Raw genomic sequence first — 22961 nt, 5'->3', positions numbered from 1 at the left:
GTAAACTCATCTATAACCAAATTTGAAGAACGTATAAAGCAAAATATAAAAGCATATAACTTACGTCAATACTAATATTTCCACAACGAGTTGGCGGAATAAACTTGCGCAATATGCGCAATGGCGGCTCTGTTATGAAATAAACAATTCGTATTAGAAAATTAAAAACACCTCTAGGACGCATACGAGGAACAAGCACAAATAACCAATCTGCAACCATTCGAATAATCATTATTATCAAATAAGCGCGTATGATCACACGCAATACAGATAACGCAACAAATATCATTCGAACATCACCTTACAAAATAATACAACTGACACATTTAAGTTAAGCATACGCTGCAGAATCAAAATGCAAGCATAACAAATGCTATGCAACAGATGCATAGCATTAAACTTCAGTTTTACGAGATATAATCTCACTGATTGTATTGATATTATTTAAAAGGAAGGTCTACAATGACTGTTCTTGTTACAGGTGGATGCGGATACATTGGAGCACACGTAGTTCACGCCTTACATGAAACAAAGCAAAATGTCGTCGTCGTTGACGATTTAAGCTACGGAAAGCCTACAAGAATTGAAGGCGCACGTCTTTATGGTATGGATATCTCTTCTCCTGATGCAGGAAAGCGACTTGCGCAAATTATGAAAGATGAGCACGTCGATGCTGTAATTCACTTTGCTGCTAGAAAGCAAGTTGGAGAATCCGTAGAAAAGCCACTTTGGTATTATCAACAGAATATTAACGGCATGCTTAATGTGCTTGAAGGCATGAAAGATAGCGGAGTTAAGAAGCTCGTATTTTCCTCTTCTGCAGCAACTTATGGAGTGCCTCCCGTTGAAGTTGTACCAGAAGATGTTGTGCCAATGTTGCCAATTAACCCTTATGGTCAAACCAAGCTTTTTGGCGAGTGGATGGCACGTGCTTGCGAGCACACATACGGAATTCGCTTCTGCGCACTGCGTTACTTCAACGTAGCTGGATGCGGGCCGGTGGAATTGGAAGATCCTGCGATTTTGAACTTAATTCCTATGCTTCTTGACAGACTACAGCGAGGAAAAGCACCTGCTATTTTTGGCGACGACTACCCTACTGCTGATGGTACTTGCATTCGCGACTATATTCACGTTTCTGATTTAGCAGACGCGCATATTGCGGCACTTACGTATTTGGATCGCGACGAGCGCAAGTACGACGCTTTTAACGTAGGAACTGGTAAGGGTACGTCTGTGCGCGAAATTGTTGACGAAGTGCGCAGAGTGACCGGTTTGCCATTTAAAGAAACTGTTCTTGATCGCAGAGCTGGAGATCCTCCACAGCTTATTGGCAGCACGAAGCGAATTAACGAAGAAATGGGATGGCATGCTCGCTACGACGTTAAGGATATCGTAAAATCTGCTTGGGCAGCTTGGCAGGCAAATCCTGAGCATCATATTGATGTTGATTCGTGGAAGCAGCTTGACTAGCGAATAAAACAAAACGCGCGGCACAAATCGTGTCGCGCGTTTTTTGTTGTGGCTCCGAGCGGGATCGATCCGCTGACCTAGCGATTTTCAGTCGCTCGCTCTACCAACTGAGCTACAGAGCCATGATGAATAAAAAACCCGGCGAACCGGGTATTCTACTAATCGCGACCCCGGCCGGACTTGAACCGGTGACCTCCGCCGTGACAGGGCGGCGCTCTAACCAACTGAGCTACGGGGCCGTGGCTTTGTTCTCTCGAACAGCCGAGTCACTATCTTACAGAATCCTTAGCAAAATGCAAGTGCCGCGCGTGTTCGGCGTGTTGCAGCACAAAATCAAGCTATTATTCAAGCTCAACAGCTCCAGTGCAAAGCTGATAATACTCCCCACGTTTTGCCAATAATTCCTCATGTGAACCGCGTTCAATAATGCGACCGTGATCTAGCACCATAATCACATCAGAATTGCGCACTGTAGACAGCCTGTGAGCGATTACAAATACAGTGCGCCCTTCCATCAAAGAATCCATTCCATGTTGAACTAATTCTTCAGTATGCGTGTCAATCGATGAAGTTGCTTCATCGAGAATTAACACAGGCGGATTTTCTACTGCAGCACGAGCAATAGAAATAAGCTGTTTCTGGCCTTGAGAAAGCCCTTCACCGCCATTGTTAAGCTGCGTATTGTATCCGTCAGGAAGATTAGAAATAAACGCGTCAGCATGAGCCAATTTTGCAGCTTGAATACAATCTTCGTCGCTAGCATCAAGATTTCCATAACGAATATTGTCCATTATTGTGCCTGTAAATAAATTCACATCTTGCAAAACAGTGCCAATAGCGTGGCGCAAATCCGTTTTGCAAATATCGCGCACGTCAATGCCATCATACAAAATTTGCCCATCATCAATGTCGTAAAAACGCGTAAGAAGATTAGCAATAGTAGTTTTTCCAGCACCTGTAGCTCCAACAAGAGCAACTTTTTGACCAGGTTTTGCAAACCACGTAATATCGTGCAAAACTGGATGATTTTCTTTGTAACCAAACACAACATCCGTAAAACGCACGTCGCCTCGAAGCAAAGTATAGCGACCATCTTTAGAAGTGCGAGCATCTCGCTTTGCATGGCACACAATCTCTTGAGCCATCTCGCTTAAGTTTTGAGCGCGCTTTTTAGCTTTAGTGCCATTATCTTGCTTTGATCTTTTCCAAGCCCAATAAATATTGCTTCCTTCAGATTGTTCGTCTACTTCTTCAAGCACATCAAATGCTGATTTTTCTTCAAGATCTTCATCAGACTGAAGTACACGCACTTTAACTAATTGCACACTGCCAGAATCAAGTTCTGGCTTTTCATCAAGTAACTCAAAAATACGAGAAGCTCCTGCAAGAGCCATCATAAGTGCGTTAGCTTGCATTGTAATTTCGCCAATAGGGTTAATAAATGCGCGCGAAAGTGCCAGCAAAGATATAAGCGTACCCAATGTAAGAGTACTAGATCCAGATAATCCCAGCGTTGGCAGACCCACTGAAGCAGCCCACGCACCAAGTAAAGCAATTAATACATAAAGCAAATAGCTTGCATTACTAATAACAGGCATTACGTTATTTGCATAAGAATTCGCACTTGCAGAAATTTTTTGCACTTTTTCTATGCAATTATCTAATTTTTCAATAGAATCTGCTTCATGATTGAAAATTTTAATTACTTTGCTTCCAGTTGCAGATTCTTCAACAAACTCATTTAACTCGCCTAATGCATGCTGGAATTGTTCAAATAAACTGCCAGATTTCTTTAGCATAAAACGCACTAAATAAAGCAATATTGCAGTGAATATAGCTACAAAAACTGCAACCGGAAGCGATAAGCACATAATAGATATAAACGCTGCCAAAATTGACATTAGTGCAGAAAAAGAGTCAGGAAAAGCCCACGAAATTGCTTCACGAAGAACCTCAGTATCGTTTGTGTAACGGCTCATAATATCGCCGTAACCTTGAGAATCTAAGTAACGCAATGAAAGCTTCTGCTGATGCTTAAACATAGAATCTCGCAAATCACGCATAACACTTTCAGATATATTCGCAACAAGCCTGCTCCAAAGCCAAGAACAAAACACGCCAACAACATAAACACTTGCCATCAGAATAATCATGCGAACAAGAGGCGTCCAATCCTGATTATGCTTACCGACAAGCGGAAGAATATACGAGTCGACAAGAGATTGCAAAAACATTGCGCTTGCAGCTTGCACGATTGCGCTAACTATTATTGATGCAATAATTACGCAAATTTTAACTCGATACACAAGCACATAAGAGGCAAGTCTGCTAAGAGTTTTCCAACTAATAGCTGAATCATTTTTAGAAGAGTGAGCCGTTTTATTCTTAGCCATTGTTATTTAGCTCCTTCTTCTTTAGTTGCGCTAGTTATGCGACTTTTTTCTTGAGAAACCGCCATATTTCTGTAAATTTCACAAGATTTAAATAATTCATCATGCGAACCGTTAGCAACAACACGACCATCTTTAAGAACAACAATAATATCCGCATGTTCGATTGAAGATATGCGCTGAGCAACGATAATTTGCGTAGAATCAGGCATAAACTTTTTCAAGCCATCGCGAATTTTACTATCCGTTTTCATATCAACCGCACTCATCGAGTCGTCGAGGATTAAAATTTTCGGCTTCCTCAAAAGTGCGCGCGCAATGCACAAACGCTGTCGCTGACCACCGGAAACATTCTTACCACCCTGGTCAATATGCGTATTGTAGCCGTCTGGTAAATCTTTAATAAACTCATCAGCACAAGCAATTTCGCAAGCTTGACGCAAATCATTATCGCTTGCTTCCGCCCTACCCCAGCGAAGATTTTCTGCAATTGTGCCACTAAACAAAATATTTTTTTGTAGAACAACACCAACTTCTTCACGCAAACTAGAAGAATCATAATCGCGAATATCTTTTCCGCCTACAAAAAGAGTGCCAGAAGTTACGTCATAAAGTCTTGCAATTAATTGCACTAAACTTGATTTTCCAGATCCCGTTGCACCAACAACGCCAACAGTTGCTCCAGAAGGAATAGATATATTTATATCATGTAAAATTTCCTGTTCTGCTGGAGTGGATTCATCTGTATTATCTGATTGAGGATAGCGTAGCGAAACATTTTCAAAACGCACAGAAGCGTCAGAAAGCTTTGTAAGTGGATGCTTGGAAACAACTTCAGTATTTCGAGATTGCAAAACATGTGAAATACGATGCATCGAAGCTCGAGCTGTTAACGACATTACAAAAACTGCAACTAAATTCGCTAAAGCAAACAAAATTTGCAAAGCATACACTACTAATGCAGCAAGATTTCCCGTTGTTAAACCAAAAGCAGGATTATTTCCTGAAGCCACAATTTCGTGCGAAGCCAACCACGCAATAAGCAGCATGCCAGAATAAAAACATAAGTTAAACAAAGGAATACTGCAATTTAACACATACTCAGCTTTAATAAAATAATCATAGATTTTATGCGAAATACGCGTAAAACGACTTATTTCATAATCAGAACGCACATAAGACTTTACGACGCGAATATTATGCAAATTCTCGCCAACTCTATTATTCATCTCGTCAATCATTCGATAAATTCGAGAAAATGCTGGAGCAACTATACTCGCACCAAAAGCGCCAATTGCACCAACAATAGGCACGAATGAAAGAAAAACCCACGAGATAGCAGGGCTAATTGAAAAAGTAAACCACCAAGCAGTGATGATAATCATAACGCTGCGAACACCAGAGCGAATAATCATTTGGTAAGCAAATTGCACATTTGACACATCGCTAGTCATACGCGTAACAACAGTGCCGCTAGAAAACTTATCTAAATCAGAAAAACTTAAACCTTGCAAGCGTGAAAACATGTTGTGGCGCAAATTTTTACCAAAACCAGCACTAGAATGCGCGCAGCAAATACCAGAAATAATGCCTGTAATCATTGCAATTGCAGCAAAAATGAGCAATTGCAAACCATAATATTGCACAGCTTCTTGGGAACGTGACATAATGCCAAAATCAATAAGATTTGACATTACTGTAGGGATCTCAATTTGCATAGCAGCTTCAACGAGAATAGTAACAACTGTTAAAACGCCAAGAAAACGGTACTTTTTTAAAGATAACAGAATCGTACGCAATGCGCGAGGAGGATTATTGCTAATTTTTCGTGAATTGTTCTTCGGCTTTTCTGCCATTGCATCCCTTCCCCTACATAACGTCATGTGTAGGTTTAATAATATCACTTCTTCAAATACATATTTGAATTATTGCGCATGGCGCATTTCCGTATTGAGTTACTTCATTACCAAATGCATAAATAGATGAATCTTTGACATAGTAGTATACAGACAAATCACATACGAAAAAGTGCTTCTACACATTCAAATTATAAACAACGATTGATTTCATCTTATAAAAAATTATATAATAAAAAAAATGTATATTCGCATGTATAAAGAGGTACTGTCATGAATATAAAAAAGCTATTAATAGAATACTTACTTGCTCAGTAGCATTATCCATGTCTTTTTTACTATCATTGCAAGTTCAAGCCAACACCCAAGAAGAAACTTATGAGTAACACAAAGATAGTTGGCGCTGTAGCACAGCAGAAAGGCATTCGTGTCGACTTGCAGTGAGAATTTCCACATTAATATCAACAATTATGTGAGGAACAATATGAACAGCAAACACATAGTTCTACTGCCAATAACGCTGCTTTGTTATATTTCGTCAGCTATTTATTTCTTTAAACAATTGAAGGACTTAAAAGACGATAACACTTGTATTAATACTGTTAGTCTCACCATTCAAGCATTCATCCTATTAATATTACTAATCTATCTTTTATATTTATGCAAAGAAAAAACATACCCAACTGTATATCGTTTAGTTACAGTATTTATGAGCATAGTTAGCATAATTCTTTTGACAGTTTGCAATACAGATGTTACTAGGTTAATTATATTTAGCTTAACATGTGTATATGTATGCATTCTTATAATCGTCCACAAACATTGTTAAATATATCGTATGAGTGGCGCATTCAATAGGATTACGAAGCATCACCTTCGCCTTGCGCGCGGTCTTTTCCGTAAATTGACGGAATAAAACGCTCCTGATCGTGAAGCTTTTCCCAGATTACAGGAGGATTTTGCGGATTTTCCAACGACTTTGGCACGTCAATAATTCGCTGATTACTAGAGCCGCGGAATTGCAGCAGCGAATCGTGCAAATCTTTCATATAACGGCCGTCAACAAGAATATCAATGTAACGTAGCAACTCAAGCTTATCAGGCGTCTCCCCTTTGCGCATAAGCTCTTCCCAAGTGTATCCAGTCCAACTCCAAATGTCTTTCGTATGACCAAATTCGCTTCTAATACGCTTGCAAAGAGGCAATAAAATGCCAGTATTAAGCAGCGGCTCGCCGCCAAGAAGCGTTAAACCTTGCACATAAGGCTGCGCCAAATCTTCCATGATTTGATCTTCAAGCTTTTGAGTATAAGGATGACCTGCGCGAAAATCCCAAATCGACTCGTTATAGCACTCAACGCAATGGAACGGGCAGCCGGAAACGTAAAGCGAACAACGAATCCCCTCGCCGTCAGTCATCAAAAAACGCTTGTAATCGGCGATCATCCCCTGGCTCATGCGCTCACTAGACCACTGTCCTGCGCGAGGGTTATTGGAAAGAGAGGTAGGAATCCACGGTCCACGATTCACGTCTGCAGGCGCAAAATCGTGCAAACTCATGCGAGCCATATCCAACCCCCTTCCAAACCGAATAAGCAACTAAAAAATAAACGACCAAATTTGCGAAAATAAAATAAATCCAGCCGTTAGAAAGTGCAATCACAAAACGCAATACATTTCTAACGGCCAGATTATCACCAAACAACAAACACAAGAAAAGCTATTTATTTAGCTAAATTATCTAGTCATACTTATTTTACTAAGTTTCAACATAGTAAATTAGCTAAGTTTATTTTGTTTCCTCATACCATTCACGAGACTCACCGTTGTTAAGAGTCACATGGCCAGTTTCGCCAGACATGTGCTTTACGCGGTGAGCGATTTCTTCGTGACGTCCGTGAACCATTGGGCGCTGAACAGGATTGCCCAAGTAGCCGCAAGTACGCTTAGTCACATTGCACTTATCTGGGTCGCTGTTGCCGCACTCCGGGCAACGGAAGCCTTCTTTAGTCGGCTCAAAATCGCCCTGGAATCCACAAACGAAGCAGTGATCGATTGGCGTATTCGTACCCAAGTAACCGATGCCAATCTTGTAAGCGTAATCCCAAACAGCTTCCAAAGCCTTAGGATTCGCCTGCAAGCATGGGAACTCGCAGTAGTTAATAAAGCCGCCGGAAGCAAGATACGGGAAGTCAACCTCGTAGCGAAGCTTCTCCATAGGAGTTGGCTGCAACCAAACCGGGTAATGGAAGGAATTAGTGTAGAAGTCGTGATCGGTAACGCCTTCAATGCGGCCGAACTTCTGACGATCCATACGGTTAAAGCGGTCAGTCAAAGACTCAGCAGGAGTTGAGTAAACAGAATAATGGTAGCCTTCAGCCTTTGACCACTGCTGGCAAAGCTTATTCATGCGGCGAACCAAAGAAAGCGCAAACTCCTTGCCTTCCTCATTCCAGCTGTGATCTTGCATCCAATCCTTGCCGAAGAACACTGCAGTAGTTTCGTACAAGCCAATGTAACCAAGCGAAACTGTAGCGCGCTCGTTACGGAACAGCTGATCCACACTTTCGTTAGCTTCCAAACGACCAAAAGCACCGTAACGGAATAGCGTTGGAGCGTTTACAGGAGTTGCTTGCTTGCAACGCATAATACGGAATCGCAAAGCTTGGTGAGCTACTTCCATACGCTCGTCAAAAAGCTTCCAGAAGCGAGTCACATCGCCGTGAGATTCAAGAGCAATACGTGGCATGTTAACAGTTACAACGCCAAGATTCATACGACCGTCTTCAACGTCCTTGCCGGTCTTTGGATCAATCCAACCCTGAAGGAATGAGCGGCAACCCATAGGAGCCTTGAAGGAGCCAGTAATCTTAATAATATTCTCGTAGAACACAACATCCGGATACATGCGCTTAGTAGAGCACTCAAGCGCAAGCTGCTTCAAATCGTAGTTCGGGTCGCCAGCGTCTGCGTTTACACCGTGCTTAATAGTAAACACAAGCTTAGGGAAGATTGCAGTATGACGATCTTTGCCGAGACCACGAATACGGTTAAGCAAAATAGCGCGCTGAATTTCGCGAGCAAACCAAGAAGTGCCCAAGCCAAAGCCAACAGTTACGAACGGAGTCTGACCGTTAGAAACACGGTTGGAATTAATTTGATATTCCATCGTTTGCATAGCGTCGTAAATAGCTTTACGCGTCATAATCTTTGCATAAACTTCACGAAGCTGATCAAGCTCACTCAAGTTTTCGTCAAAAGGAGTATCAGCAGGAAGTGGATCTCTGTCCAAGCAATGAAGATTCTTAGGCTCCTGAGCTTTTAGGCCGTCAATCATATCTTTTGCGACTTGAATTGGCGTGGAATCAGGAATCATAGCGTGCGCCATAGCAAGATTTTTGTCGTAATCGCACTTAGCATAAGGCTCAAGCATCTCGTCAGCGCGATTAACAGTCTGACCACCATATTGCGCTCCAGCAATATCCTTAATAATTTGCGTAACCTGAGTTGCAGCAGTACCAATAGACTTTGGGCTATCCATCATTGCGTTACCAAGAGCAAAGCCCTTAGCAAGCATATCGCCAAAATCAGGAAGCGAGCAGTTGCTCATGCAAGTAAATGGCGAATAATCAGCGTCGTGGAAGTGAATATCACCCTTCATATGAGCGTTAGAAACTGCGTGAGGAAGCATAGAGAACGCAGAAGCCTTGGAAACAGCGCCTGCAAGAAGATCGCGCTGAGTTGCATAAACATTGGAATCCTTATTTGCGTTTTCGCGAACAAGAGACTCATCACGATTTACAAGGCGGTTAACAGCCTCGTTGATATCGGTAGCTTTAGCGCGGTCGATATCTCGGTTCAGTCGGTAGCTCGTGTAGCAGCGAGCAACCTCGTAAAGATGATTCTCAATAAGACTGTGCTCAACCAAAGTCTGAATATCTTCGATTTTTGCTGGACCATTGTAACGATCCTGAATCTCAGCTTCAATATGATCTGAAATATCGCGAATCATCTGCTCTTCTTGCGGACCGACTTCCTTGCCTAAGTCCTTAAAAGCAGCCTTAATTGCCATAATGATATTCAGCGGATCAAAATCAACTACGCGACCATCGCGCTTTTCGACCTGCACACGAGAAACTGGAGCTTCAACTACATCATCCGTACAATTTTCTGCGCTTGTGACAGCAGTTTCTTCCAAAACCTGCATCGGTACAGACCTTTCTTAAACACTGTTCCTTCTAGCAAATTTTCTCGTTGCAAACATGGGAACTATTTCTAACGACTCGCTCTACTATAACCCAACTCATGCACAATATCTAGGGCAAGACGCAAAGATAACCACCTATATATAGTGATTTGTGTCATAATCGCGATTTTTGAGGCGTGTCCTGGTGTGTCGTAATTGATAAACAATAAATTACTTAATACACGCCGTCAAATGTGCGCACTTCGTGACGCTTTGATATATTGAATCACGTGGAACAGATAGCTTTTCAGCATGCACAGGAATTCGGATTCCAACCAGGAGACATTGTGCAACAATGGCTCTGGGATGACGATGTTGACGAAACAATTTGCGAAAGCATCGAGAAACTTACCGGCGAAGAGTTGGTAGATGAAGATTACGACGCTGCTGTTGATGGTGTGATTATTTGGTGGCGCGACGGCGACGATGAAGATGAGCTCGCGGACACCATTATGGATGCCACAAATATGCTTGACGATGACGCGCCTATGTGGGTTCTTACTCCAAAACCAGGTCGCGAAGGTTCCCCAAGTTCTAGCACAGTTCAATCTGCAGCAAAAACAGCTGGCATGAACGCAGCCACTCCGTTAACCGTAAGCGCTGACTGGAACGGCGTGCAACTGCGCGCATTTGGTAAAGGTCAATCTAAGTAGTATTTGCTAGTTGACGTAACTAGCTTAACCGACTATTGACTTGCGTAACTGCCTGGTTAACTGCTTATTTGCTTAATTGCTAGCTCGGCTTCTTGTTAAGTCGCTTATCGCTTGCTTATCGCTGGCTAACTTGCTGCTTACTTTTGTAGTATTGCTACTGTTTTTGTCAAAAACACCAAATCAGCCGATACTTTCGACAAAAAACAGGACAATTTTGTAAAAAACACATAATCATTTGCGAAATCGACAAAACGCACAAGAATAGCGCAAATAAAAGCGCGAGGAGAGAAATATGCAAGCCCCGCGCCACAACAGACAAGAAAACTAAAGCTGAAACAAATACCGGAAAAACACAGCATTTGTTTCTAAAGCTCACGATTGTTATGCAAAGCGAACAAACTTACGACCGTTACGCAATACCGCCAAACTAACGACCGAAGTGATGAACACGACTACCACGCTCGCCACGTTTACCGCGCCAACTGCGTTCGTTGCGTTCACTACGTTCACCGTGCTCATTACGACTGCTGCGACCGTTACGCTCGTCACGCTCACTCTCACGCCCGCGCCCACTGCGTTGCCCACGTCCACGACCGCGACCACGACCCTTACGCTTCTGCTGCTCCGGCTCCGGCATACTCCAGCCTTCTTGAAGCTCAGCAGCTTCACCCACAATCTCATCTAAAACTAGCGAAGCAGGATTCACATCCTCAGCTTTCGCATGAATTCCAGCCTTGCGAAGCATCATATGGGCAGCGCGCTTTTGATTAGGAAGCACAAGCGTTACAACATCGCCTTCTTCACCAGCTCGAGCAGTGCGACCCGAACGATGCAAGAAAGACTTAGGATCCTCAGGAGGCTCAGTTTGCACAACTAATGCAACGTCGCTAATGTCAATACCTCGCGCAGCAACGTCCGTAGCAACCAACACACGTACCAAGCCTTCAGCAAACACAGCCAAATGACGATCTCGCTGATTCTGCGACAAATTACCTTGCAAATCGACTGCAGGAATACCTTGCTGCACAAATTTTTTCGCCATATTCTTCGCTTGATATTTCGTGCGCGTAAAGAATATAGAACGTTTCTTTCCGGAAGCAAGCTTTCGCAAAACTTCGTACTTATCCCCTGCTGACACAGCAAAAATATGATGCGTCATAGTATCAACTTGGCAATCAGCATCATCCACAGCATGGACGACAGCATTTGGAAGGAAACGCTCAACTAATGTAGAAACTTGCCTATCAAGCGTTGCAGAAAACAGCATGCGTTGACCATCTGGCGCAACTTGCTCAAGAAGTCTAGTAACAGCAGGAAGGAATCCCATATCCGCCATTTCGTCTGCTTCGTCGAGCACGCTAACCATTACTTTTTCAAGCGTAAGCGCTCCCTGACGCAACAAATCTTCCAAACGACCAGGGCAAGCAAGCACAATCTGCGCGCCCTGCTTAAGCTGCGATACTTGGCGTTGGTATCTCACGCCTCCATACACTGTCACAGTGCGCATGCCATAAGCTGCAGCAAGCGGCGCTATTACGTCATCAATTTGATGCACAAGTTCACGAGTTGGAGCAAGAATTATTGCTCTAGGAGCAGGAATATCGCTAGACTCGCGTGACTTACGGTTTTTATCAGAATGAATTAAATCAACAAAATTCTCAGCTAAACGTGCAACAAGTGGAATAGAAAATGCTAATGTTTTACCGCTTCCTGTGCGACCTCGCCCTAGGATATTCGCGCCTTGTAAAGAATCGGGAAGCGTTGCTTGTTGAATTGGGAATGCAGTGGTTTTCCCATCCGCACGCAACACCTCTACTAAAGGCTCTGGAACGCCAAGTTGCGCAAAAGTTACATCGTCACGGTAATTTTCACGAGATTCAATGGCAGAGTCTGGAATAATTGTTGCGTTATGAGAATCTTGCTTTTGCTTTTTCGAAGTAGGGTGCAAAGATATTGCAGAATTTTGTTTTGTATTATGAGATTTTGCACTATTATGCTTAGCAACATTATTTTTATCAATATTATGCTTAGCAAAATCTTGTTCAGCATCCGCAATAGCTACTTCTTCATAACGCAAGGCTTTTTCGCGCGTCTTTTGACGAGCTTTTTCTGCTTTGCGATTGCGCTCCCTGCGTGAATTGAACTCGTGATTAGAACCATAATTTTTATGGCTCCCCTGATACTCAAAAGGATTGCGTTTTTCAGCTGATTTCCTAGTATTTTTGGCGCTTTTAGGCTTTTTTGTTTTATAACTATTTTTATTATTCGTATTGTTTATACTATTCGTATTTTTATCATTCTTGGTATTCTTCGCGCCTCGCTTTTGAGCGAACGCAGCATGATGAGTATGCGGCACAATAGCCTTTCGTAAAATATGTGTGTTCAAAACTTAAATTTCAAAACGTGAACTAATCGAGCCTAGCACACGCCTGGCACAATAACGGCAAATGTTGTCAAAAAGCGCCAAGACGCTCGCACCATAAGTGCTCGCTTCTGAGCTTGCATGGAAAGTCCAGTGGACTTTCCATGCAAGCTCACGCTCCGAGTTGCTTTCGCGCACTACGCTCCAAGCGCGAAAGCAGGTCGTCGCGCAAACGCCGTAAAAATCACCGGCAAATGTTTCTGCCAATAAATGAAAACAAAACTCAACTAGCGAGTGAGCTTACGGTGCAAGCGATGCGGACGAGCAGCTTCCTCACCCAAGCGCGCAATCTTATTTTCTTCGTAAGCTTGGAAGTTACCTTCGAACCAGTACCATTTTGCAGGATTCTCGTCGTCGCCTTCCCAAGCAAGAATATGCGTTGCAACTCTGTCGAGGAACCAACGATCGTGTGAAACCACAACAGCGCAGCCTGGGAAATCAAGTAAAGCGTTTTCCAAGCTTTCCAAAGTCTCAACATCCAAATCGTTAGTAGGCTCATCGAGGAGCAGCAAGTTTCCACCCTGCTTAAGAGTCAAAGCCAAGTTCAAACGGTTACGTTCACCGCCAGAAAGCACTCCCGTAAGTTTCTGCTGATCCGAACCTTTAAATCCAAAGCTTGCAACATATGCGCGAGTAGGAATTTCAACGCCTGCAACCTCAATAAAATCGAGTCCGCCTGAAACAGCTTCCCACAAGTTCTTATTAGGATCCAATCCTGCACGATTCTGATCCACGTAAGAAATCTTCACAGTGTCTCCAACAATCAGCTCGCCACCAGAAAGAGGCTCCAAGCCCACAATCGTCTTGAACAGCGTAGATTTACCAACGCCGTTTGGACCAATCACGCCAACAATACCGTTACGAGGCAAAGTAAACGACAAGTCGTCGATTAGCACACGGTCGCCAAAAGCCTTGTGAATATGCTTTGCTTCCAAAACTTGCGAGCCCAAACGTGGACCTGCTGGAATTTGAATTTCAGAGAAATCAAGCTTCTTGGAATTACGTGCCTCTTGCTCCATTTGGTCGTAACGTTCCAAACGAGCCTTGTTCTTAGCCTGACGCGCCTTCGGCGAGCTGCGCACCCAATCAAGCTCATTTTTCAAACGCTTAGCAAGCTTAGCATCCTTGGCACCCTGGATTTCCATACGCTTTGCTTTAGTTTCCAAATACGTTGAGTAATTGCCCTTATATGGATAAAGCTGACCACGGTCAACTTCGCAAATCCACTCTGCAACATTATCCATAAAGTAGCGATCGTGCGTAACCGCAATGACAGCACCCTCGTACTTGTGCAAGAACTGTTCAAGCCACAAAATAGATTCCGCATCCAAATGGTTAGTAGGCTCGTCCAAAAGTAGCAAATCTGGAGCTTCAAGAAGAAGCTTACACAATGCCACTCGACGCCTTTCACCACCAGAGCACACAGAAACAGGAGAATCCGGGTCTGGGCATTGCAAAGCGTCCATAGCTTGCTCAAGCTGCGAATCCAAATCCCAACCGTTTGCAGCGTCAATTTCAGTCTGAAGCTTACCCATTTCTTCCATTAACGCATCAAAATCAGCGTCTGGATTAGCCATTTCTTCGCCGATTTGGTTAAAACGCGCCACTTTTTGCGCAATCTCACCAAAAGCCATCTTAATGTTTTCGCCAACCGTCTTAGTGTCATCAAGAGGTGGTTCCTGCTGCAAAATACCTACCGTATAGCCAGGAGTCAAAGAAGCTTCACCGTTGGTCACATTTTCCAAACCGGCCATAATTTTCAGCAGCGTCGACTTACCCATGCCGTTCGGACCCACAACACCAATTTTTGCGCCCGGAAGGAAGCTTAAAGTAACATCGTCGAGAATTACACGATCTCCATACGATTTACGCGCCTTAATCATCTGATAGACAAATTCAGCCAAAGTAATATACCATCCTTACAAACGTTGAAATTCCAGCGTTTGTTGCAACTTGCGTCAAAAGCGTTTAATACTTTTACCTACTTAATTCAAGCAAGATGCAACTTACATAAAACTACGCAAACTAATAGCTAGTAAATACGAGCCTAGCAAATACTAGCATGTTGCTGGCGTACGATTTGACTTATTGACAGACTCAGAATCATCTTCAGGCGGAATCTGGCAGAGCCACTCGCCTAAAATGCCAACAACCATATCAATAAAGCACACCAAGCCAGCAATAGAGCATTCACGCACAACAGAGTTATACAGAATTATCTCACTGTGTAGCAAACTCATTAACAATTGCCCAACATACCAGCCAGACAAAATAGCACCTGCCATTCCCAATGCCTTCGACAGCATAAGAGCCGCAACAGCAAATTGAGAACTTACATGCTTCTTATTCTTATCTTTGTTGTTGGCAACACTTTGATGAGTTTGCAATGCCATAACAAAAGTTATTAAGCCAGCAATCACCATAATTGCAACAACAACCCACGGAGCTCCTGCTAACGACATAGCACTAGACTCTGTTGACGACACTAGAAATGCGCCCAGCACAAAGCCAAACAGTAACCCTAGTACCAGATACCACCAAGGTGTGCGATACGCTTTCATTAACAACCATCCCCTATAAGCCATTGCTCTGAGTATACCCCAACAGTTTGAGCATCAAAAGCAAACGCTAATGAGTACGAAACTGAGTTATCGTCCAAAGCAGCATCCGACTCTATCTGCATCCACGGCATAAGTTCAGGCGCCTTAGGGTCAACCGTCACCATTTCCGCTAGTTGTTGTGGCAATTTTTCTGCATCAACAGTTCTTGTGTCAGCAGCAGAAGCACCATATGAACGCGTACCCAACACTCGCACAGTCACTTTATCTTTATACAAAGTAGCAACAGCGCGAAGCAAGCGAAGCAGCTCATACTCGTCACCACCCGAAGACAGAATAAATACAGCCGCGTAATAATCAGCATCAAGCATATTGGCAACATATAATGCCGATACACCGTCAACGCGAGATTCTCTATCCTGCTCGAGCATTGCAACTATTCTCAGCATAGCAGAACGCGTGTCTTGTTTCGCGACACCCTTCATAGAAATCACTGCAGTTGTTTGTAACGGAGTTGGACATATGCGGAACAAAGGAGACTTAGTTTCTCTTTTAACAAGCTCATTGCCATAATTGACACTTTTAGATTCATCGCCACAAGAGCACTGTGAATCTCCATTATTTTCATAATCATCTGCGAAAGAATTTGCAATATCAACAGCAGCTTTAGCAGCTGCAACAGCGTCTTCATCTTCTTTGCGTTGCTTTTCTTTTCTATCTTCCTCAATAAGAGAACGGTAGTAATCTGCTATTTCGCCTTCCTCAAGATCGTCAACCGATACGCTTCCACTGCGAACAGCAACATGCGCAAGAGACTCAGGAACTACACGCCGTTCCGAATAATTTAACTCTTCTCTAGAAACGCTATTCAAAGTAACACAAACATCGTCAACAGTGCTTTTCATGCCGTAATATTCGCTTCTTAAAGCAGCATGAACAGTAATATCAGCCTCACTAATTTGCCAAGTGTGCATAGCAGAATTTAAAACAGATTTAGCAATAAGTTCTAAAGCTATAGCAGGATGCTCCTCAATCTCGCTATCTTTTTCGCAACGTTTAAGCATAAAAGCAAGACGCTCAGCAATTTGAGGAATATCTATTGCGTTAGTCTCATCTCCGTCTAATGCATTACTCAAATTAACTTTTAAAACAGCATCTATGTAAATAGAAGAATATAATCCAATGACTATTGAGTCACCGCTTGGGCGAATACCCTTCAAACTTATGGTCGTATTCATAATTTCATCTTCTACTCTCTAATAAAAACAATTTAAAATTTCAATTATTCGTTTATTTATCTTTTATTACTCTTACCTATAATACGCAAAACTAATATTTTGATATATTGTACTCGATATAAATCAACATGCGTAATTTTTTGCATATAGCACTAATTTTTATTATTAAATTCTTAGAAAAATAAAAATAAACGCTGACAGCAATAAATTATATTGTTATCAGCGTTTATTAATAACTTTATTTTATCTGCTTTTTAGCACTGCATTTACACTATTAAGCACCAAATTGAGTACCGTCATTTTGATTAGTAGGCGGATTAACAGGTGGTTTAACAGTTCCAATAACAGTTCGAGGAGCAGGTGCAGGAGTTTGAATAGACGTATCAACAGGCATCTGATCAGACTGCTGGTTTTGTGAAGTTGCATTATTGGAAGATTCAGAAAGTTCAGAAGCTTCAGTCTGCTCATTCTTACCTTCAACGTTGCGCTTCAAACTTTCTGGAATTTCAACAGGGGGAAGATCAGAATCTGGTCTTCTATCGTCCGAAAGCCAAAGAGTACGCTCAGGAGCCTTACGAATCTTACTGAAGATTTCCTTAAGTTCCTTCTCGTTAAGAGTTTCCTTAGCGAGCAACTGACGAACCAGCTCATCCAATACGTCACGATTATTGTTAATAATCTCCCACGCTTCAGTATGAGCAGTTTCGATAAGCTTATGAACTTCTTCATCGATTACTTCAGCAGTACGATTCGAGAACTTGCGAGGTTGCAAAGAATCGAGTGAACCAGAAGAATCTTCGTCAGTATCCATCCACTTAACAGCTCCAAGCTTTGCTGAGAAACCATATTCAACAACCATCTTACGAGCAATGGCAGTAGCTTTCTCAATGTCGTTAGAAGCACCAGTTGTTGGATCGTGGAACACAACTTCCTCGGCTGTGCGTCCACCCATAGCATATGCCATTTGATCCAGCAATTCGTTGCGAGACTGCGAGTAACGGTCGCTTGTTGGCATCACAGCAGTGTATCCAAGTGCGTGACCTCGCGGCAAAATCGTTACTTTAGTAACAGGATCCGTGTGGTGCAGCGCAGCAGCAACAAGAGCATGACCGCCCTCATGGTAAGCAGTGTTACGCAATTCATCCAAAGCCATGCCCTTAGACTTACGTCGAGGTCCTGCTTGAACACGATCAATTGCCTCATCAATAGCGCGATTATCGATATATTGAGCACCAGATCGAGCGCAAAGCAACGCAGCTTCGTTAAGCACGTTAGCTAAGTCTGCACCAGTAAAACCAGGAGTGCGCACAGCAACCATATGAAGATCAACATCCGGCACAAAAGGCTTACCCTTAGCGTGAACCTTCAAAATTGCCTCGCGACCTTCCAAATCAGGAGCCTCAACAGCCACCTGACGGTCAAAACGACCAGGACGAAGAAGTGCGGAATCAAGCACATCTGGACGGTTTGTTGCAGCAATAATAATCAAATTAGTATCGTTGTCGAAACCATCCATCTCAACAAGCAACTGATTAAGTGTCTGCTCGCGCTCATCATGACCGCCAGTCATGCCACTTCCGCGGCGACGACCAACAGCATCAATCTCATCGATAAAGATGATTGCAGGAGCATTCTTCTTAGCTTCGTCAAAAAGTTCACGAACGCGAGACGCGCCCAAGCCTACGAACATTTCCACGAAGTCAGAGCCAGCCATTGCATAGAACGGCACACCAGCTTCGCCTGCAATAGCACGAGCCAACAAAGTCTTACCAGTTCCTGGAGGACCATAAAGCAGCACACCGCGCGGAATACGAGCACCCAAAGCCTTGTAGCGCGAAGGGTCCTTCAAGAAGTCTTTAATTTCTTCAACTTCTTCAACAGCAGCTTGTTCGCCAGCAACGTCAGCAAACTTAGTTTTAGGAGTCTGACCTTCGAGTAGCTTGCCACGGCCACGTCCGCCGCCCATGCCAAGCATACTTCCGCCGGCACCGCCTATTCTGCTAAACATGAACCAAATCATGCCAAGGAAGAACAATATCGGAACAAGCGAAGTAATCAAATACGAAATAATGCTAGATGACTGTAAGCTAGCAGTCCAGCCGTTAGAAGGCTTCGCCTTTTCGACTTCTTGTACAATTGACCTACCTTGTGCATACGCGTAGTAGAATTGCACATCCTTGCCAAAGTCACGATTTTGCTTACTTCGTTTATCGAACTTCTTAAACGGACTATCAAGCGTAAGCTTAACTAACTGTTTATTGTCAATAATTTCCACATAACTTGCTTTATGAGATCGCACTAACTCAATACCATCCTGAGTATCGATAGTTTGCGATCCGTTATGAACAAACATTTGGAATCCGACAACTGAAAGCAACACAAGAAGCACAATCCACGTCCATGGCGACTGCCAGAAGGAACGACGATTGTTATGGTTGTTCTCGTTATTTTTATTATTCTTGCCCTGCTGACCGTTGTTTCGCTGATTCCTAGGGTTGCGTGGATTTAAAAACGGATTATTTCCGTTATTTCCACGCCCAGGACCGCCCATTGGGCCTTGCGGTGTCATAGGAGAAGCGCCCATGTAATAAGGCTCCTTTCAAACTCCTCAATTTATATAAAAATTCTGAATAGAATCTATAAAATCAAGCACCATACACTGATGGCTTTAATACCGCAATACTATTGAGGTTGCGGTAGCGTTCGTCGTAGTCCATTCCGAAACCAACGACAAATGCATCAGGAATTTCAAAGCCCGAGTAGTCGATTTGTACGTCTACTTCGCGACGTGCAGGCTTACTGAGCAATGCAAAAACTTTTACACTTGCAGCACCACGACCTTTTAGCTCATCTACAAGCCAAGCTAGCGTGCGACCGGAATCAACAATGTCTTCTACAATAAGCACATCTCGACCGCGCACATCAGTACTTAAATCTTCGCGGACAGTAATTTGTCCGCTAGTTTGAGTGCCACTGCCGTAACTAGACAAGCTCATAAAGTCCATTGATGCGTTAATGCTTAATTCTTGCGAAAATACAGCAAGAGTATTTACAGCACCTTTTAGAACTGCAACAAGCAAAACATTACGGTTTTTGTAATCTTCACTTACTTGTTTAGCAACTTCACGAATACGCTTCATAAGGTCTTCGTGGCTAATTAATTCATAGTCGATGTCATCTCGTATATCTGCAATTTGCATGTTCACTATCTTTGCATAAGCGAATGACGATATTGCGCGAGAGCCGAGTCGCTTCATAATAATTTGGCAGCGAAAAAGGCTTCTGGCCATGCCATTTTGTACATAGTTCGTCCACTGCAGATATGTGACTTGACGAGAAACGCAGACCAAGCTCACTTAACGCACGCACTATAATTCGTCTACGAATTGATGGATGATATTGCGCTAATTTATCAGCTTTTAACCTAACAGTTTTCGCATTTTTATCAAATTCCATCACTTGTGAACTAACTTCGTCAACTTGAGAATTAATATAGTCAAGATCGTCTCTAGCTATTTCAGCTCCGCGAGAAAGCAAAGTAACCATATTCGCATTAAAAAATCGCGAAATATAAGGCATTAACGTGTGTCTAACTCGAGATCTCAATGGATAATTTTCTGAAAGTTCCTCATTTTGCGAAATATCGTCACCATTTGTAGGATCATCCCACCATGAAATACCTAGATCCTCGCAAATACCAGTAGTATCTTCTCTAGTAAGCTTAATAAGAGGCCTTGCAAAAAGCACGTTTTGACGCAATGTCACTGCTTTCATGCCAGCAACTGCTTCTAAACCTGCAGAATCTTTTAACCCCATCATTACAGTTTCTGCTTGATCATTTGCAGTGTGAGCTAAAAGCACGGCTGCAGCTTGCTGCTTTTTAGCAACCTCAATAATTGCTTGATACCTAGCATTTCTTGCAGCAGACTCTTCGCCTTCTCCAGAATCTTCGACGTTCACAGATTGAATATACACGTACTTTTCGTCTATTCCAGATTGCAAACAATGCTTAGCAGCAATATTAGCAATTTCAGTTGAGTGCGGCTGCAAATGGTGATCTACTATTACAACACCGCAACGAATACCTCTACTTGCGCACACAATCACGCTCAATGCTGTAAGTGCAAGAGAATCTCTACCTCCAGAGCACGCAATAAGAACCAGAGGAGCATCAACATCTGTCGCGTGATTGCCGTGTTCGGAAAAACGCGCGTCTTGAGCACACAACGAAAGTTCGTCAAAACAATGCTTGATTGCGCCAATTCCTGCGCGTATACGAGAAGAATACACCATAGCTTCTAGTGTAACGCGCCAATAACGCTAAATTGCAACTCATAAATCATAGTTTTGGCAATTCTGCCATAAACTTATTAATCGCTACGAATGCTCCCCAAATATCAGCTGGCTGGTTCGCAACAACAGCGAAAGTTAGCACTCCACCACTTTTCCTAGATACATTACCAACCATAGAAGTAACTTCACTTAAAGAACCAGTCTTTACGCGAAGCATGCCGGCAGAAGATTCATCCGCTAAACGCTTTCTTGCTGTTCCAACTAAACCAGGAAGAGACAATCCTTCAGCAGCTGCAGCACCTCCAGAATCGGCTTTAATATTAAGCACTTGTACTTGAGCTAGCGTTGTTGCGCGCAACCTTGATTTTGGAGACAAGCCTGAGCAATCAGACATATGCAAACCACGTATATCGATATTGAGCTTGCGTAATCCTTCTTTTACTGCCTGAACTGCACCCTCCGGAGAATTGGATTTGTGAGTTGCAAGCGCAGTCAAACGACCAAACTCTTCCGCCAATGTATTGTCTGAAATACGAAGCGTATATGCCATTATTTCGTTTAAAGGTGCAGAAGAAACTTGTGCAATTAAACGCGAATTAGATGATATTAACGATTTAGTTTCGCTTACTGGTATTACAAAATTTTCAGATTGTGCAGATTTATTTTCATTTTCAGAATCTTTGTTATTTTCAGAAGAATCATCTGCAGACGAGTCTGAAGCGGAATTTTTTTCGTCAGAAGTGGTTTTATTAGAATAATTACTTATAACTATTCCTTGTTTGCTTAATAATTTAGCAAAAACACGACCGACACTTAAAGCAGGATGAGGATCAGAAAGCGGAAAATCTGTCATAGCATCAGCGTCAACACCTTGCACTGAAAGGTCACGCTGACGAGCATCATCTATAGCCAAAGATGACGTTTGAGCATAAAAGCGTCGTTCAACATCTGTTTCATAAATCAAATCAGGAGCACGTTTTGCGCCAAACAATGAGTCATCAACAGCTAAAGAAACTGTGCGAATATTTTCAAGTTTCAAAGCGTTGGCTGTTCTTCTCGCTAATGTCGTTAAGCCTGCTCTGCCATTAACATGGTTCCAATCGTTTTCTCCAACGCCAAGAAGCATGTCACCATTGCCGCGAAGCACAAGCTTTCTAGCATTCGCACTAGAAGCTCGTTCTGGTTCACCGCCTGTTTTAGGCAACAAAAATACTTGAGTATCAAGAGTTGAACCCATGTCAAGAGTGCGAGAAGCCACGCTAGCAGTTAAAGTTTTAAGCGTTGATGCTGGCTCTCTTAAAGCATTTGGCTCATGTGAAGCAACTACTCGCCCATTAGCATCCATAATTACTGCTGAAGTGCTGCTACTCATAGAAGCATCGGAAACCAACTCGTCAATAAGTTTTTGAGCTTGCGAATGATTTATTTCTTTACCATAAGTCACGCCTTTAGCTAGTGAATTAACTCGCAAAAGTGATTTAGGAGAAGAAACAGTTACAGCATAATGTTGGCTTCGCAACGTCAAAGGACCAGGAAGAATATCGTATACGTCAAGCAAAAAATAAGTAAAAATAATTGCTGCACTAACTATAACTGCTATAAATGCAATAAGTAATCGCCAACGAGAAGGATATTGGCTTCTTAAAACCATAGCAGCGTATTTACTTTTCTTCTGTGCACTACTTGGTTTAGATTCACTACTTGCTTTAGGCTCGATACTTTTGTTGGATTCGCCGCTTTGCGTTGGCGTGCTCGCATTAGGAGTATTTAAGGCATCATTTGAGCCTTTACTACTTTCCATGCGAGCACACCTTTAAATCGATTGCAAATACC

Annotated in this window: 15 protein-coding genes and 2 tRNA genes; 2 read left to right on the top strand and 15 right to left on the bottom strand. The window is 42.8% G+C overall.

The window, feature by feature from the left end; all coding sequences use genetic code 11:
• Positions 1 to 10 precede the first annotated feature (10 nt).
• Positions 11 to 289: a YggT family protein gene (locus HXT29_RS00555; RefSeq protein WP_064340264.1), complete on the bottom strand. Its 279-nt coding sequence runs from the start codon at positions 287 to 289 to the stop codon at positions 11 to 13.
• Positions 290 to 462: 173 nt separating this feature from the next.
• Between HXT29_RS00555 and galE the strand changes: the two genes are divergently transcribed.
• A complete protein-coding gene (gene galE / locus HXT29_RS00550) occupies positions 463 to 1473 on the top strand; it encodes a UDP-glucose 4-epimerase GalE (protein WP_422118379.1) in 1011 nt (336 codons plus the stop codon).
• 49 nt (positions 1474 to 1522) lie between these two features.
• On the opposite strand, the gene HXT29_RS00545 is transcribed toward galE, so the two are convergent.
• The 6 genes from HXT29_RS00545 to nrdD all read right to left on the bottom strand — a co-directional run bounded on the left by HXT29_RS00545 (position 1523) and on the right by nrdD (position 9925).
• A tRNA-Phe gene (locus HXT29_RS00545) sits at positions 1523 to 1595 on the bottom strand.
• 43 nt (positions 1596 to 1638) lie between these two features.
• Positions 1639 to 1712: transfer RNA gene (locus HXT29_RS00540), tRNA-Asp, on the bottom strand.
• Between the two features lie 102 nt (positions 1713 to 1814).
• Positions 1815 to 3866 (bottom strand): ABC transporter ATP-binding protein, encoded by a 2052-nt coding sequence (locus tag HXT29_RS00535; protein ID WP_116442808.1) that lies wholly within the window; start codon positions 3864 to 3866, stop codon positions 1815 to 1817.
• A 2-nt stretch (positions 3867 to 3868) separates the two neighbouring features.
• Positions 3869 to 5719: an ABC transporter ATP-binding protein gene (locus HXT29_RS00530; RefSeq protein WP_101892127.1), complete on the bottom strand. Its 1851-nt coding sequence runs from the start codon at positions 5717 to 5719 to the stop codon at positions 3869 to 3871.
• A gap of 860 nt (positions 5720 to 6579) precedes the next feature.
• A complete protein-coding gene (gene nrdG / locus HXT29_RS00525) occupies positions 6580 to 7287 on the bottom strand; it encodes an anaerobic ribonucleoside-triphosphate reductase activating protein (protein WP_082851874.1) in 708 nt (235 codons plus the stop codon).
• 220 nt (positions 7288 to 7507) lie between these two features.
• Positions 7508 to 9925 carry an anaerobic ribonucleoside-triphosphate reductase gene (gene nrdD, locus HXT29_RS00520; protein WP_004118729.1) on the bottom strand — a complete coding sequence of 806 codons (2418 nt, stop codon included), beginning with the start codon at positions 9923 to 9925 and terminating at the stop codon, positions 7508 to 7510.
• 269 nt (positions 9926 to 10194) lie between these two features.
• Here nrdD and HXT29_RS00515 point away from each other — a divergent pair, with 269 nt between their 5' ends.
• Positions 10195 to 10617, top strand: a complete 423-nt coding sequence (locus HXT29_RS00515) for a DUF3052 domain-containing protein (RefSeq protein WP_004107331.1) — start codon at positions 10195 to 10197, stop codon at positions 10615 to 10617.
• Positions 10618 to 11044: 427 nt separating this feature from the next.
• Here the strand turns inward: HXT29_RS00515 and HXT29_RS00510 are convergent, their stop codons facing one another.
• The 8 genes from HXT29_RS00510 to HXT29_RS00475 all read right to left on the bottom strand — a co-directional run bounded on the left by HXT29_RS00510 (position 11045) and on the right by HXT29_RS00475 (position 22929).
• Positions 11045 to 12973: a DEAD/DEAH box helicase gene (locus HXT29_RS00510; protein WP_112928787.1), complete on the bottom strand. Its 1929-nt coding sequence runs from the start codon at positions 12971 to 12973 to the stop codon at positions 11045 to 11047.
• A 293-nt stretch (positions 12974 to 13266) separates the two neighbouring features.
• Positions 13267 to 14943: an energy-dependent translational throttle protein EttA gene (gene ettA, locus HXT29_RS00505; protein WP_174163703.1), complete on the bottom strand. Its 1677-nt coding sequence runs from the start codon at positions 14941 to 14943 to the stop codon at positions 13267 to 13269.
• 153 nt (positions 14944 to 15096) lie between these two features.
• The gene (locus tag HXT29_RS00500; RefSeq protein ID WP_422118378.1) at positions 15097 to 15600 is read right to left on the bottom strand and encodes a DUF3180 domain-containing protein; all 504 of its coding nucleotides are present in this window, start codon (positions 15598 to 15600) and stop codon (positions 15097 to 15099) included.
• A complete protein-coding gene (locus HXT29_RS00495; protein ID WP_032842550.1) occupies positions 15600 to 16835 on the bottom strand; it encodes a hypothetical protein in 1236 nt (411 codons plus the stop codon). The genes HXT29_RS00500 and HXT29_RS00495 overlap by 1 nt, the downstream gene beginning before the upstream one ends.
• Positions 16836 to 17109: 274 nt before the next feature.
• Entirely contained in the window at positions 17110 to 19419 is a 2310-nt protein-coding gene (gene ftsH / locus HXT29_RS00490; protein WP_101886118.1) for an ATP-dependent zinc metalloprotease FtsH, read from the bottom strand.
• Positions 19420 to 19480: 61 nt separating this feature from the next.
• On the bottom strand, positions 19481 to 20035 hold the full coding sequence (gene hpt / locus HXT29_RS00485) for a hypoxanthine phosphoribosyltransferase (protein WP_101886119.1): 555 nt from the start codon (positions 20033 to 20035) through the stop codon (positions 19481 to 19483).
• Positions 20010 to 21128, bottom strand: a complete 1119-nt coding sequence (gene tilS / locus HXT29_RS00480; RefSeq protein WP_174163697.1) for a tRNA lysidine(34) synthetase TilS — start codon at positions 21126 to 21128, stop codon at positions 20010 to 20012. The genes hpt and tilS overlap by 26 nt, the downstream gene beginning before the upstream one ends.
• Positions 21129 to 21174: 46 nt before the next feature.
• Complete coding sequence (locus HXT29_RS00475) at positions 21175 to 22929, bottom strand: D-alanyl-D-alanine carboxypeptidase (RefSeq protein ID WP_422118377.1); 1755 nt, start codon at positions 22927 to 22929, stop codon at positions 21175 to 21177.
• Positions 22930 to 22961: the final 32 nt, after the last annotated feature.

This window comes from Gardnerella sp. DNF00550 (assembly GCF_049262685.1).
Lineage (GTDB): Bacteria > Actinomycetota > Actinomycetes > Actinomycetales > Bifidobacteriaceae > Bifidobacterium > Bifidobacterium leopoldii.
Note: the sequence above shows the minus strand (reverse complement) of the source record. Positions and strands in the feature narration are given on the sequence as shown.